This is a genomic window from Corynebacterium suicordis DSM 45110 (assembly GCF_015351405.1).
Taxonomy (GTDB): Bacteria; Actinomycetota; Actinomycetes; order Mycobacteriales; family Mycobacteriaceae; genus Corynebacterium; species Corynebacterium suicordis.
Window position 1 is genome coordinate 1,341,991 of sequence record NZ_JADKMY010000001.1, and the last position, 14,371, is coordinate 1,356,361.

Consider the following 14,371-nt stretch of genomic DNA (forward strand, 5'->3'; position numbering starts at 1 on the left):
ATCTTTGGATAGATCTACAAACGATCTCGCGCTTGCTTGTATGTCTCACACTAGCGAAGGCGCAGAATAAGGATGGCATAACCATGGCAGCACGCCCCTCACCAGTGAGATCAGTGAACCTCACACTCCCCCACGGCCCACATGGGGCAATTTCCGCCACGGTGGATATGCCCGCGGAACCCAGCCAGCTCACCGCTGTGGTGGCGCATTGCTTCACGTGTGATCGCAAGGCATTGGGCGCCTCGCGCATCTCCAAGACTCTGGCTCGGCATGGCATCGCCAGCCTGCGCTTGGACTTCACTGACCTGACTTTGAGCCACAATGTGGATGAAGTGATCGCTGCTGCAGAGTGGCTGCGGGATGAGCATGGCGCGGCACCCGGACTGTTGGTGGGACATTCCTTGGGCGGGGTGGCGGCTATCCGGGCTGCCACGCAGCTGGATTCCGTCCGTGCAGTGGCCACCGTGGGCACCCCTTTTGATCCGATGCGAACCGTGTCCGCGCTGTCCCCGCAGATGAAGAAGTTCATTGAGTCTCAGGCGGGATCCATTGATGCCAACCTGGCGGGGCGGCCGGTTCACATTGAGCGCTCGATGGTGGAGGATCTGGAGAAAGCCGATGTGCCCAAGGACTTGGCGGCACTCGCGGAAGCCAAGGTGAATCTGCTGATTAATCATTCCCCCACGGATATGACGGTGCCATACACCCACGCGCTGAACTACCTGCAGGAATATTCCCAGGCAGCCAGCCTATTTAGCCTGCCGGAAGTGGATCACCTGCTCACCCGCCGAGGCTCCGGGCAACGCGTGGGTTCTCTGATATCCCAGTGGGCACTGCCGTACATGCCGGTAGGATAAGCGCTTATGAACAACGTGAATTTTATCCCGACCGCTGACCTAGTAGACATCATCGGTGCGGACGTCCGCAGCTGCGATACCCAGTTCTTCGATCTCGGAGGCCGCGTGGAATTCGCCGGCCCCATCACCACCGTGAAGTGCTTCCAAGACAATGCCCTGCTCAAGAGCATCCTCAGTGAAGAGAACGCCGAGGGTGGCGTGCTGGTCATCGATGGCGATGGATCCCTGCACACGGCTTTGGTCGGAGACATCATCGCTGGCCTGGGCAAGGATCACGGTTGGTCTGGCGTGATCGTCAACGGTGCAATCCGCGATTCCGGTGTGATCGCTGAGATGGAATTCGGTTGCAAGGCCCTGGGAACTAACCCCCGAAAGTCCACCAAGACCGGTGAGGGTGACAGGGATGTCACCGTCACCATCGGGGGAGTGGACTTCGTCCCCGGCCACATCGCGTACTGCGATTCTGATGGCATCGTGGTGACTGAATCCCCTGTTGAGGCCGCCGAGTAAAAAAGCTGCAGTGTAAAAGGCTGCAGAGTAAAAGGCCACAGCCCCATCACTAGGCGGACAGGTACTTCTTCAGGTACCCGCCGGTAACGGACTCCTTGGCCTCCATCAGCTCAGCGGGACTACCGGAGACCACCACCGTGCCGCCCCGAGAACCCGCACCTGGGCCCATGTCCACGATGTGATCAGAATGGGCCACCACTGCCAGGTGGTGTTCAATACAGATCACCGTGGTTCCGGAATCGACCAGTAGGTCAAGCAGATCCAGCAGCATCTCCACATCGGCAAGGTGAAGTCCCGTGGTGGGCTCATCCAAAACCAAGATATCCGCGGCATCCTTCTTCTTGCTCAGGTGCATGGCCAGCTTCAAACGCTGACGCTCACCACCGGAGAGCGTATTGAGCGGCTGGCCGAGCGTGAGATAACCCAGCCCCACCTGCTCCAAAGATGCACAGACCTTTGCCGCCGCAGGCACCTTGCTCGCCGAATCCTGGAAGTACGCATGAGCCTGCTCGGCGGGAAGCTCCAGCACATCTGCGATGTTCTTCTCCCCCAGCTTGTACTCCAAAACGTCTTCAGAGAAGCGTCGACCCTCACACACCTCGCAGGGAACGTCCACGCCGCTCATGATGCCCAGCTCCACGTAGACCACACCCGCGCCGTTGCAGTTGGGGCAGGCACCCGTGGAATTCGCGGAGAACAACCCGGGCTTCACGCCATTTTCTTTGGCAAAGGCCTTACGGATGGGCTCCAATGCACCGGTGTAGGTCGCCGGGTTGGAACGCCGTGATCCCTTGATCTGGGTCTGGTCCACAAACTCGATGCGCCCCTGCTCCACCAGTTCCTCCGGAAGGTGGCTGAGCAGCGAGGACTTACCCGAACCGGAGACACCCGTGATCGAGGTGAGCACACCGGTGGGGATATCCACGTCCACATCGCGCAGGTTGTGGCGGTTAGCGTTGCGGATCTCCAGCGTGCCCTTCGGCTTGCGCAGGGTGTCCTTCAGCGCAACCGTGTCCGCCAAGTGCTTGCCGGTCAAGGTATCTGCCTTGCGCAGCTCATCCACCGAGCCCTCGAACACGATGGTTCCGCCATGAGAACCAGCCCGCGGACCCAGGTCCACGATGTGATCAGCCAGCGCAATAGTTTCTGGCTTGTGCTCCACCACCAGCACCGTGTTGCCCTTATCCCGCAGCGCGAGCAGCAGGTTATTCATCCGCTCAATGTCAGCGGGGTGCAGGCCGGCGGAGGGTTCGTCGAACACATAGGTCACGTCCGTGAGCGCTGAGCCCAGGTGCCGCACCATGCGGGTGCGTTGTGCCTCGCCCCCTGACAGCGTGCCGGAAGGCCGGGACAGGGTGAGGTAACCGAGTCCAATGTCCACCGCGTTTTTTGCCGACGCCGCAATCGTCTCCACGAGTGGCGCAACCTGAGGGTTCTTAAAGTCCTGCAGCCATTGGGCCAAATCCCACAGCTCCATCTCGCAGAGATCCGCGATGGACTTGCCCTCGATCTTGGATTCCCTCGCGTGCGGAGCCAGGCGGGTGCCTTCACACTCCGGACATTCCACGAACACCACGGCCTTTTCAACGAACTCCCGGATGTGCTTTTGCAGCGCTTCCGGGTCCTTGCTGAGCATGGAGCTGCGCATGCGCGGGATCAGGCCTTGGTAGCTCATGTTGATGCCACCGACCTTGACCTTCACATCGTCGAGGTAGAGGAGAGCTTCGCGCTGTTTTTCTGTGAAGTCCTTGACGGGCTTATCCGCTGGGTAGAGATCCGATTCCGCGTAGGCCTTCCACATCCAGGAATCGACCTTCGCACCGGGCAGGAGGATTGCGCCCTCGTTCAGGCTGAGGTTTTCATCCACCACTTCCGAGATGTCGATGTCGCTGACCCTGCCCATACCTTCGCACTTGGGGCACATGCCGCCGGTGCGTTCGAAGCGAGCTACTTCCTTTTTGGCTCCGGCTCGATCGGCCTGGATAGCACCTTGTCCGCTCACCGAAGGCACGTTGAAGGAATATGCAGCTGGGCCACCCGCGTTGGGCTCGGCAATGCGCGAGTACAGAACGCGCAGCATGCCGGTGATATCAGTGGCGGTGCCAAAGGTGGAGCGGGCATTCGCGCCCATGGGTTCCTGCCCCACGATAACCGCGGCGGTGAGCCCCTCCAGTTGATCCACGTTAGGCCGAGCCAGCGAGCTCATGAAACCCTGCACGAAACTGGGGTATGTCTCATTAACCAGTCGCTGGGATTCCGCCGCAATGGTGTCAAACACCAGCGTTGACTTGCCTGAACCGGAGACTCCGGTAAAGACGGTGAGGGAACGTTTAGGGATGTCTACGCTGATATTTTGCAGGTTGTTATCGTTGGCGCCGATCACGCGAATATATTCAGTCACCCAAACACCCTACAGAATTTCCTCACACCCCAGACCCCGATTTCTAAGTGCCGAAATGGTTGTTGTAAGCTAACCGAAGTCTCAACAGCACGGTGCTCATGCGCCGGCGTAGGTGAGACGGCGGGCTGTGGCGCAGTTTGGTAGCGCACTACACTGGGGGTGTAGGGGTCGCAGGTTCAAATCCTGTCAGCCCGACCAATCTATTAATTAAAATGGTCGCGAGATCTTCAAACGAACCCGGTTCGTTAAAACTTTCAATCTAGTCATCCACCTTTTCGACTAGAAAATGCGATGTACTGCGCAGGCGCTACTAACCACAAATCTCGACTCGCTTTCAGCCCATTGCCTTCTAAACTTGGGCAATAACTGATGCGTTTCAAGGGATCAGCCGCAGCAGTAAGCCACTGTGCGCTCTTGATCCGCACTTCAAATCTTCAAGGTACGGTGCAACTGAAACTCAGGCGGTATATTGACACTACGCCGACCTCTAAGTAAGGAAACTCCATGCCAATCGAGCAGGAAATTAACCAGTTAGCACAAAAAGTGGTTGAGCTTAAGCCAATCATCGAGACCGAGGAAGCCACTAAAACCGCTTTCATCATCCCGTTTATTTCTAACGTTCTCGGTTATGACGTAACTGATCCTCGAGAGGTTATTCCTGAGTACACGGCAGACATTGGCTCCAAAAAAGGCGAGAAAGTCGACTTTGCCATCAAGTCTGGCAATGATTTCCGTTTCCTGATTGAGTGTAAGAAGATTGGCGAACCACTGCACTTGAATCATGCGAACCAACTTGTTCGGTATTTCAATGTCACGGATACCGAGTTTGCGATTCTGACCAACGGTGAAGTCTACGAGTTTTACACCCAACTGGACGCGGTCAACCGCATGGATGGAAAACCATTCATGACCTTAGACCTTTCGGCAGTTGATGCAAGATTGTTCCCGCACTTAGAAATGTGCAGCAAGTCAAACTTCGATGCTGAAACGATCACAGCTAAAGCTGAAGAGTTGAAGTATGTATCAGAAATCAAGAAGGCTGTTGCGAAAGAATTTAAAGAACCAAGTCCTGAGATCGTCAGGTTCTTTGCTTCTCAAGTGACATCGCGCCGCATGACTTCACAAAACATCGAACTATTTTCACATTTAACGTCTACTGCTCTATCGCAATACATCCGGGATGAAGTTAATCGGAGGCTGCGGTCCGCACAAGATCTTGAAGAGCCGTCAGTTGAGGCTTCTTCCGAAGTCGTAGCCCGCGAGTCGTCTGAAGTGCTGGAAGTCCTGCCTGATTCTCCGAATGTCATCACGACGGCGGAAGAAGTTGCAGCGTACGAGATTATCCGTGCGGTCTGCTGCTCGGAAGTCCCGGCAAAAGACATTGCGATGCGAGATGCAAAAAGTTATTGCGCCATTCTGTATAAGGACAACAACCGCAAGCCGATAGCTAGACTGCTGCTGGATCGGCAAATACCAAGAATCGTAATTTTCACACCTGAGCGTGAAGAAATCGCTCACGATCTACCGGACGGTGTAGAAGGAATCTACGAATATGCCGACGAATTACGTAACCGTGTTTCCTCTCTCAAAGAATAAGCTTCAATCAAAAACTGGTGCGTGATACATGCCCACAGATGGTCTGAACCGCTGACTTCAAACTCGGCCAGCTGCGTAGCGTTCATTGACTGCCGAAGAGTAAGGACGGCCCGCCCGCTTGGTCTTCGTGGATCTTCGCTTGATTACCATCGAATTTTAGACTTCTGACACAAGCACCCAACAGAACGATTCAGATTCTGCTCCGGGGATCGTGAACAAGATGGTTGAGCCCTGACTTCCGATATTCTCGACAAGGTTCAAATCCTGTCAGCCCGACCAATCTAATGAAGGTCAGCAAATAACTCCGGTTATTCGCTGGCCTTTTTCGTTGCCAGGGAAAAGCACAGATAGTCTGGTTGTCATCGTGATCAACCCCTTATGAAGGAGAAACCCGTGGCCTTTACCCCTCAGCAGTTCCGCCGCTTCATGCAGTTTTGGCCACCGTACCTGGGTGCGGGAGTGAAAGTTGAAGAGTTCACCGATGATGGCTCCCAAGTTGTCGTCTCTCACAAGCCGAACCGCCTCACGAAGAACGCGGTGGGCACGGCCTTTGGCGGCACGATCCTCTCCATGACTGACCCTTTCTTCATGCTGGCCTCGATGTCTCGGCTGGGGCGGGAGTACAACGTGTGGGATATCCGCGCTGAAGTTGAGTTCGTGAAGCCGGGTAAGGGAAAAATTACCGCGGACATGCGCATCGATGATGAGACGTACCAGCTCATCAAGGAGAAAACTGCGGACGGCTCGAAGTATCTCCACTGGTTCGATGTGGACGTCAAGGACGAATCAGGTGACGTAGTGGCTCACGTTCGCCGCCAGGTGTACTACCGAAAGAAGAAGCGTTAACTCGATGACCTCAGCTGCTCCCGCTCGCCCGAACCGCCCGCAGGGCCTCCCCCTGCTGGATAAGCTTCTCCCCTTGTGGATCCTGCTGGCCATGCTCTTGGGCCTTGGCATCAGCAGCTTCGCTCCCGGCATCAGCACAGCGCTGGAAGCCATGCACATCGGCAGCATTTCCGTCCCCATTGCGCTTGGTTTGCTGGTCATGATGTACCCGCCACTGGCCAAGGTGCGCTTCGATCGAGCTCGGGACATCGCCGCCGACCGCCGCCTTTTGGTCATCTCTCTGCTGCTGAACTGGATCGCCGGCCCGCTACTCATGTTCACCCTGGCCTGGCTCTTCCTGGCTGATCACCCCGAGCTTCGCACGGGATTGATCATCGTGGGTCTGGCCCGCTGCATCGCGATGGTGCTCATCTGGTCAGATCTAGCCTGCGGTGACCGCGAGGCAACCGCAGTTCTGGTGGCCATCAACTCCTTCTTCCAAGTGTTGATGTTTGGCGTGCTCGGCTGGTTCTACCTGCAGGTACTCCCCAACTGGCTAGGCCTGGACGCCACCGCTGCGGATTTCTCTTTCTGGTCGATCGTCAGCTCCGTGCTGATCTTCCTCGGCATTCCGCTCTTAGCCGGCGTGGGTTCGCGCCTCATCGGTGAGCGCACCAAGGGCCGCGCGTGGTACGAGGAAAAGTTCCTCCCCGCCATCGATCCCCTAGCGCTGCTCGGCCTGCTCTACACAATCGTGTTGCTCTTCGCCTTGCAGGGTCAGCAGGTCATGGACGATCCCCTGGCCGTTGCTCGCGTAGCCCTGCCGATGCTCTGCTACTTCATCGCGATGTTCTTCTTCGCCCTCTTCATCAGCAAAGCAGCCGGCTTGAACTACGCCCGCTCCACCTCGGTATCCTTCACCGCCGCGGGCAATAACTTCGAGCTCGCCATCGCCGTGAGCATCGGCACCTTCGGCGCCTTTTCCCAGCAGGCCCTAGCCGGAACTGTGGGCCCGCTGGTGGAAATCCCCGTGCTCGTAAGCTTGGTCTACGTGATTCTGTGGCTCGGTCCCCGCCTGTTCCCCCAGGACCCCACGCTCCCTCCCCGTTCTTTTATTTCGACGCCAACTCCCACCAACCAGAAAGACTAACCATGACTTCTCAACAATCCGTACTCTTCGTGTGCTCCAGCAATGGAGGAAAATCCCAGATGGCCGCGGCCTTGGCGGAAAAGCACGCCGCTGGCAAGGTGGAGATCCATTCCTGCGGTACCAACCCAGGAGACTCCCTGAACGGCGAGTCTGTGGAAGCTATCGCTGAGGTGGGAGCTGACATGTCTCACGGCAGCCCCAAGGGCGTGGATCCCGAACTGCTCAAGCGTGTGAACAAAGTTGTGGTGCTGGGCAGCAGCGCGAAGCTGGAGATGCCCGCTGATGCCCAAGGAACCCTGGAGCAGTGGGATATTGATGAACCCTCCCACCGGGATATCCACGGTATGGAGCGGATGCGCATCGTCCGGGATGATATCGATAGCCGCGTCAAGCACCTGCTGGACACGATGGATAACTAAAACAACCGCGCACAGTAAAAAATCCCCCGCCAGAAGCAACTGGCGGGGGATTTCGTTAGCGTTCTTAGGCCTTGGCCCAGCGGGATTCTTCCAGAATTCCGGCGCGCTTGGCCACCACGGTGGCGGTCAGGGACTGACCGGTCACGTTGACTGCGGTGCGTCCCATATCAATGATTGGCTCGATGGCGAGCAGCAAGCCAACACCGGCGAGGGGAAGACCCAGTGTGGAGAGCGTCAGGGTCAACATCACGGTGGCGCCAGTGGTGCCGGCGGTTGCCGCGCTACCCAGCACGGATACCAAGATGATCAGCAGGTAGTGCGTGAGGTTGAGGTCAATGCCGTAGAACTGTGCCACGAAGATCGCCGCGATTGCGGGATAGACCGCAGCACACCCATCCATCTTGGTGGCAGCTCCCAGGGGAATCGCAAAGGAGGCGTATTCGCGTGGCACGCCCATCTCGTCCTCGGTGATGCGCTGGTTGACGGGCATGACTCCCATGGAGGAACGAGTGACGAAGCCCAGTGAGGTCACTGGCCACACCTTTTGGTAGAAGTTGGCCACCGAAAGTCCGTTGAGCTTCAAGACCACGGGGTAGATCACACCTGCCACGATGGCCAGGCCCACGTAGATGGCCAGCACAAACTTGCCGAGTGCGCCCAGTGCTTCCCAGCCGTAGGAGTACACGGCCGTACCAATCAAGGCTGCCGTACCGATCGGTGCCAGGCGGATGATCCACCACAGCACCTTTTGCACGATGGTGAGGAAGCTCTCCATGAAGTGCAGGAAAGGCTCGGCGGTCTTGCCGGTCTTAACTGCGGCCACGCCAATCACGATGGAGACGACCAAGAGCTGCAACACGTTGAAGCTCAGCGAGACGTGATCTTCGCTCAATGAAGCCTGCAAGCCAAGGATGTTCTGCGGAACGATCGATTGCAGGAATGCGGTCCAGCTACCCTGCTTGGATGGCTCAGCAGCAGTGCTGGCATCCACGGCGGCGCCCACTCCGGGCTTCATCACCAGGGCCACGATGATGCCGGTCACCACGCTGAAGAACGCGGTGATGGCGAACCACCACAGGGTACTGATGGCCAGCTTGGCGGCGTTGGCAACCTTGCGCAGGTTAGCCACACTGGTGATAACGGCCGCAATGATCAGCGGTGGAATCATCACCTTGAGCAGCTGCACATAGGCGCTGCCCACACCGTCGAGCAAAGCTCCCAGCCAGTTATCCTCTTCACCTTCGGTACCTAACGCCCGAGCAACAAAGCCCAGTGCCAGGCCGATGAAAAGACCAGCGACTACTTGCGCGCCAAACCCTCGGTACCACGAACTGTTGCTTTCAGGCGTGGTCGAGGGCGTGGAATCTGCAGAACTCGAGTGTTGCGGCTCTGCGGTGGTTTGCGTGGAGTTCATCCTGCGCACCCGTTCCTCTCTCTTGTGTCAGAAGACTTCAAAACTAGACTCATCTGTCTATTTTTGCAATATCCCTTCCAACCATCGACGCGCGGAGTCTATTCCCCACCCCTCAACAATCCATCGGAATGCCCCCTCATCGGTCCGCAACAGCCAACGACCACCTAGCCACAGCTCAGAAACAGCAAAATCCCCAGCGAATAAACGCTGGGGATTCTCTAAACAAATCAGTGACACGAAAGCACTGATGCGCGGGTTTTAGACCTCGCTGGCATCGCTGCGACGAGGCATGACCTCTGGACGCACGCCCGCGATTTCCTCCACGATGCGCACAACCTGGTTGGAGTAACCGAACTCGTTGTCGTACCACACGTAGAGCACCAGGTGGTTTCCGCTGGCGATGGTTGCCAAACCGTCTACGACACCTGCATGCGTCGAGCCCACAAAATCAGTGGAGACTACTTCAGGGGAATGAATGTAGCCGATCTGCTGACGCAGGTTGGAGTGCAGGGAGACACGACGGAGGTAGTTGTTGACCTCTTCTGCCTCTACATCAGATTCCAGATCCAGGTTCAGCACGGCCATGGAGACGTCTGGGGTCGGTACGCGGATGGCGTTACCGGTGAGCTTGCCCGCGAAATCAGGCAGAGCCTTGGACACGGCCTTCGCCGCACCCGTGGCGGTGAGCACCATGTTCAGGCTGGCAGAACGGCCACGGCGCTCACCCTTGTGGAAGTTATCGATCAGGTTCTGATCGTTGGTGAAGGAGTGCACGGTTTCCACGTGTCCGTGGCGCACGCCGTAGCGATCCGCAATCACCTTGAGCACTGGGGTGATGCCGTTGGTGGTGCACGATGCGGCGGAAAGAATCTGATCGGAATCATCGATATCGGCGTGGTTGATGCCGTAGACGATGTTCTTGATGTCACCCTTGCCCGGTGCCGTGAGCAGCACCTTGGAGACACCCTTGGACTTGAGGTGCTGACTCAGGCCATCGCGGTCGCGCCACACGCCGGTGTTGTCCACCACGATGGCATCGTTGATGCCGTACTCGGTGTAATCGATCTCGGATGGATCACCCGCGTAAATCACCTGGATGGCGGTGCCGTTGGCGTAGATGACGTTGTTTTCCTCATCGATGGTGATGGTGCCATCGAACGCGCCGTGGACAGAATCCCGACGCAACAAGGACGCGCGCTTCTTCAAATCGCCAGCACCCTTGGAACGCACCACCACGGCACGCAGGCGAGCTCCACCGTAAGTAGCCTCACGGGAGATCAGAATGCGGGCCAGAAGACGGCCAATGCGGCCGAAGCCGTAGAGCACCACATCGCGGGAATCGCGCTGCTCGAACTTACCGATGATGTCCTGCAGCTGATCTTCCAGGAAGCTGCGCAGGTCCTGATCCCCGGTCTGCTCCGCGTAACGCTGAGCCAAGGTACCGATATCAATGGATGCGGTGCCCAGATCCATGGTGGCCAGCTCTTGCAGGATCGGCAGGGTCTCGTTCAAGGTCATTTCCTTGGCCACCACGCGGCGCGCGTAGCGGTGAGACTTGATGATGTCGATGTCCGAGTTGTTCACCAACAGGCGACCAAACATGGAAGTCACCACGTTCTTCTCGCGGTGAAGCTGGCTGATCAGTGGAAGCATCTGCTGCGCCAAGTGCAGGCGCTCGTTCCATTCGTTATGGTGCTGCTCTGGAGCGGTCATCAATCCTCGCTGTCCGATGTTGAAAAAAGCGTTCCCGGGGTGTCGGGCTTTCACTAGCACTTTAGGCGATACCCCGCGGATTCCCCGCACCCTGACCCGATTTCGAGCCCAGATGTGCGCTTATCGCCATCTACCGGGGTAATTGTGGTCTGCGTCTCGCTTTCGTGCATCTGGGTAGCCCATAAATTCGTTATGCGTTCATAACCCGATGGTGAAGAAGATCTTCTAAAAAAGTTCCGTTCGAGACGCGCTGAATCCGATTTTGTTTTGTACGCTAAACGCTATGACCATCTCCTCCCCAACCAAAGGTGGCCAGGGACACTCCATGCGCGAAGAGCTCCGCCACCAAATCTTTGATCGCGGTCCCCGGCCAGCTCTCCGCGGGCGTCTCCACACTGCGGCCGCGTGGTATTTTGCCGGCACCTCCACCGCTTTGACGGTGGTGGCAATTATCTTGGACGGTTACGGCATGATGTCACTCGTCACAGCCGTGTACTCGGTGTGCCTGGTCGGCATGCTCGCCACGTCTGCGCTGTACCACCGCGCACCTTGGCGTTCAGAGGCCACGGTGCAGGGATGGCGCAGGGCAGACCACGTGATGATCGCCGTGTTCATCGCGGGCACCTACGGCCCGGTGACGGTGGGAGCGTTTGGTTCGGAATGGTTCCATAACGCCGGGTGGGGCTATTCGGGCGGTCTGTGGATCGTGGCTCTGAGCTGGGTCGCCGCGGCAGTAGCGGCCGCCCTCAATATCATCTGGCTGCACCACCCCCGCGGGCTTTCCACCAGCGTGTATTTGATGCTGGGCAGTCTAGCTATCGTCGCTCCACTGGGATTCTTCTACGGAATTGGCCTGGCAGCCAGCATTCTCATTGGAGTCGGCGGATTGGTTTATACCTTGGGTGCACTAGTTTATGCAGCACGATGGCCGAATCCTTCCGAGCGTTGGTTCGGGTTCCACGAGGTTTTTCACGCCACCACCATCATCGCGGCAGCTTTGCACCACATCGCCATCTGGCTGATCGTGCTGCGCTAGCAGATATTTGCACCCAAGTAAAGACTAAACTGCAGGTCAATCGGGTAATCTAAAGGTCATGAGTCCACGCACTCGCTCCCGAATTGCCCACATGGTGTTCTTCGCAGTCTTGGTGGCTATTGTCATTGCGCTGTTCTACATGGTGGTCGTGAGCTGGGGAGACAGCGATGGAAGCGGCAATGTTATCGGCGGAATCTTCCTCATCCTCTTTGTCGGCCTTCTTGCGTACGGTGCTTTCCAGATCATCCCGCCGCTGGCAGTAGACAAATGGAAGGATGGTCTGGTTGGCGTAGGCACGGTAAAAAGCTACAAGCATGTGGGTCTAAGGGGCGGAATCCGCGAATATTCCATCGACCTTTTGGTGGAGAGTCAGACTGGCAAAGTATTTGATGGAACCCTGAAATGCCCTATTGGTCGACGCCGCCTCGCAGGCCTTCAGCCAGGTTCATTACTCCCGGTGGTTTTCCGCGAGAGCAATCCAAAGATCCTGGAAGTCCCGCAGTTCCAATTAGAAACCCCGGCGATGCTCATGTACGACTACGTGCAGCAACGGGCCGGACTCATTGATCAGGCCACCATCAACGCGAACTACCAGGGCGTACCGGCGTGGGCCAAGCTGCAGTGGATTCAACCCTCCGGCGCGCGCATCATGCACAACTACGGATACAACCTCGATCTTGAGGTGTACCCTCCCCGCGGCCCTAGCTTTCGCGTGAGAAAGCACATGTTTCTCAACGACTACCAACATTCTTTGTTCATCAACACGCAGAGCGTGGACGTGAAATTCCTACCTGTGGATCCACAGCAAATCGTGGTGAAGATCCCCTCAGATTCCAAGAGATAACCGCCATGATCAGCGCACGCACTTCAAACTCCACGCACCACACCTACGCACGCGAAACGGTGAATAACCATGAATGACTTCAACTCTTGGCTGCAACAGCAGCAGATGATGAACCAGGTTGAACCCGACAGCCTGTTTGCACAAACGGGAAGCTACACGTCCGGGTGGTCCAACGTGCTCCAAGCGGAATTGCGCAGCAGTGGCGGTTCCAGCTTGGCGGAAGCTGCTGCCTCCAGCGGCTCCGGCGGATTCGGTTCCTCCGGCGGAAGCTCGAATAACAATAACAACAACAATAATAACAACAATAACAATGGCTGAGCTGCAGGAACTCGGAATCCCCCTCGTCCCGCCCGCGCCGGCTGATTCCGCTTCGGAGACCCCAACACAGTCCCCCGCAGGCTCTTTCACCCCGGGTCTCACCACCGCCGCTCGCCTCCACCACCAGGCCATCAAGCTCACCTTCGTGCCCAACCAATACTGCAACTTGGGATGCAAGTACTGCTACCTCGGCGATCTCACGGAAAACCGGGATACCTACGATGATGTGGTGGCGCAGTTCCACCACATCGCCAGGCACCTCGAGCACCAAGGTATTTTGATCGATGCCCTACTTCTCCACGGTGCCGAGATCTCTCTTCTCCCCCAGCCCGTTCTCCGCGAGCTTTTCCGAGCTTATTTCGATTACCGCGAAACTTTCCGCGGCGAGCTCAAGGCTTTGCGCAGGCGCACCACCAGCCCGATTCACATCAAGACGAATCTCTATAACTTCCACGTTCTGCGGCCACTATACGAGGAGTTCCGGGTATCGATCTCCGGCAGCTTCGATTTACCGTTCTCACTGCACGAGGAACTGCGCGTCACCAAGAAGGGCAAGTCCACGCTCCAGCGCACGCGCGATAACGTGCTGTCGCTGGCCACCTACCCCTATGCCAAGGGAATCAGCTGCGTGGTGGGCACCCAGCACCTCGCTCGCATCGATGAGTTCATCGCGGATATCGAATGGCTGGATGCCCACAGCTTCGACATGTGCACAGATTTCTACATCATGTTTGCCTATGACAGCGCAAACAGCCATTTCAAGTCCCAGCTGAGCCAAGCGCAGATGGTGGAGTTCCTGCACCGACTGCAGCAGCATTTCGCGGGCACCAAGTTTGAGCGGGCCATTTACTACGAGTGGTTCAAGGAATTCACCCATGATTACTGCACCAGCCAGATCAATTGCGGCGCGAACAACTTCCTGGTGCAGAAAGACGGCGATGTTTACCCATGCCACCGTGGACAGGCCGAGCCTGACCTGAAGTTCGGAAACATCGTGGCTTTGGGAATGCCGGAACTGGTGAAAAGTGGCGTCGAAACAATCAGGAACTACGAGGCCAACAACGAGCCCCTCTCCCAGGAATGTCAGCAATGCGAGTGGTTCTACCTCTGCATGGCCGGCTGCCCCATCGAGCGCAACAACACCCGAGGCAACCGCAGCTACACCTGTGCGCTGCAAAAAGACTCTACAAAGCTCAACCCAAGCGCTTCCCGCCGATGCCGGAGCGTTCACGGATGTTGGTTGATGAGTTCATTCGCGCTAATCAGCCGGATATCTATCAGGATTTAA

13 protein-coding genes and 1 tRNA gene are annotated in these 14,371 nt (G+C 57.1%); 11 read left to right on the forward strand and 3 right to left on the reverse strand.

Annotated elements, in window-relative coordinates; all coding sequences use genetic code 11:
- Positions 1 to 83: 83 nt before the first annotated feature.
- On the forward strand, positions 84 to 857 hold the full coding sequence (locus IRY30_RS06215; RefSeq protein ID WP_194556447.1) for an alpha/beta hydrolase family protein: 774 nt from the start codon (positions 84 to 86) through the stop codon (positions 855 to 857).
- A 6-nt stretch (positions 858 to 863) separates the two neighbouring features.
- Entirely contained in the window at positions 864 to 1,367 is a 504-nt protein-coding gene (rraA, locus tag IRY30_RS06220; RefSeq protein WP_194556448.1) for a ribonuclease E activity regulator RraA, read from the forward strand.
- A gap of 49 nt (positions 1,368 to 1,416) precedes the next feature.
- Here the strand turns inward: rraA and IRY30_RS06225 are convergent, their stop codons facing one another.
- The gene (locus tag IRY30_RS06225; protein WP_194556449.1) at positions 1,417 to 3,768 is read right to left on the reverse strand and encodes an ATP-binding cassette domain-containing protein; all 2,352 of its coding nucleotides are present in this window, start codon (positions 3,766 to 3,768) and stop codon (positions 1,417 to 1,419) included.
- Positions 3,769 to 3,889: 121 nt separating this feature from the next.
- Here IRY30_RS06225 and IRY30_RS06230 point away from each other — a divergent pair.
- From IRY30_RS06230 to IRY30_RS06250, 5 genes are all read left to right on the forward strand, one after another.
- Positions 3,890 to 3,966, forward strand: a tRNA-Pro gene (locus IRY30_RS06230).
- Between the two features lie 306 nt (positions 3,967 to 4,272).
- Entirely contained in the window at positions 4,273 to 5,364 is a 1,092-nt protein-coding gene (locus IRY30_RS06235) for a type I restriction enzyme HsdR N-terminal domain-containing protein (RefSeq protein ID WP_194556450.1), read from the forward strand.
- A 378-nt stretch (positions 5,365 to 5,742) separates the two neighbouring features.
- Entirely contained in the window at positions 5,743 to 6,210 is a 468-nt protein-coding gene (locus tag IRY30_RS06240) for a DUF4442 domain-containing protein (protein WP_194556451.1), read from the forward strand.
- Between the two features lie 4 nt (positions 6,211 to 6,214).
- Entirely contained in the window at positions 6,215 to 7,339 is a 1,125-nt protein-coding gene (arsB, locus tag IRY30_RS06245) for an ACR3 family arsenite efflux transporter (protein ID WP_194556452.1), read from the forward strand.
- Between the two features lie 2 nt (positions 7,340 to 7,341).
- On the forward strand, positions 7,342 to 7,758 hold the full coding sequence (locus tag IRY30_RS06250) for an arsenate-mycothiol transferase ArsC (protein WP_194556453.1): 417 nt from the start codon (positions 7,342 to 7,344) through the stop codon (positions 7,756 to 7,758).
- 64 nt (positions 7,759 to 7,822) lie between these two features.
- Here the strand turns inward: IRY30_RS06250 and IRY30_RS06255 are convergent, their stop codons facing one another.
- Together IRY30_RS06255 and IRY30_RS06260 are read right to left on the reverse strand one after the other, a co-directional pair.
- Complete coding sequence (locus IRY30_RS06255; protein WP_194556454.1) at positions 7,823 to 9,172, reverse strand: dicarboxylate/amino acid:cation symporter; 1,350 nt, start codon at positions 9,170 to 9,172, stop codon at positions 7,823 to 7,825.
- Between the two features lie 258 nt (positions 9,173 to 9,430).
- Positions 9,431 to 10,885 (reverse strand): glyceraldehyde-3-phosphate dehydrogenase, encoded by a 1,455-nt coding sequence (locus IRY30_RS06260; RefSeq protein ID WP_194556455.1) that lies wholly within the window; start codon positions 10,883 to 10,885, stop codon positions 9,431 to 9,433.
- 283 nt (positions 10,886 to 11,168) lie between these two features.
- On the opposite strand from IRY30_RS06260, the gene trhA reads away from it, so the two are divergent.
- From trhA to IRY30_RS06280, 4 genes are all read left to right on the forward strand, one after another.
- Positions 11,169 to 11,921: a PAQR family membrane homeostasis protein TrhA gene (gene trhA, locus IRY30_RS06265; protein WP_309824890.1), complete on the forward strand. Its 753-nt coding sequence runs from the start codon at positions 11,169 to 11,171 to the stop codon at positions 11,919 to 11,921.
- Positions 11,922 to 11,979: 58 nt separating this feature from the next.
- Positions 11,980 to 12,765, forward strand: coding sequence for a hypothetical protein (locus IRY30_RS06270; RefSeq protein WP_194556456.1), 786 nt, complete (start codon positions 11,980 to 11,982; stop codon positions 12,763 to 12,765).
- A gap of 69 nt (positions 12,766 to 12,834) precedes the next feature.
- A complete protein-coding gene (locus IRY30_RS06275) occupies positions 12,835 to 13,083 on the forward strand; it encodes a hypothetical protein (protein WP_194556457.1) in 249 nt (82 codons plus the stop codon).
- A complete protein-coding gene (locus tag IRY30_RS06280; RefSeq protein WP_228502613.1) occupies positions 13,076 to 14,371 on the forward strand; it encodes a radical SAM protein in 1,296 nt (431 codons plus the stop codon). Before IRY30_RS06275 ends, IRY30_RS06280 begins: the two co-directional genes overlap by 8 nt.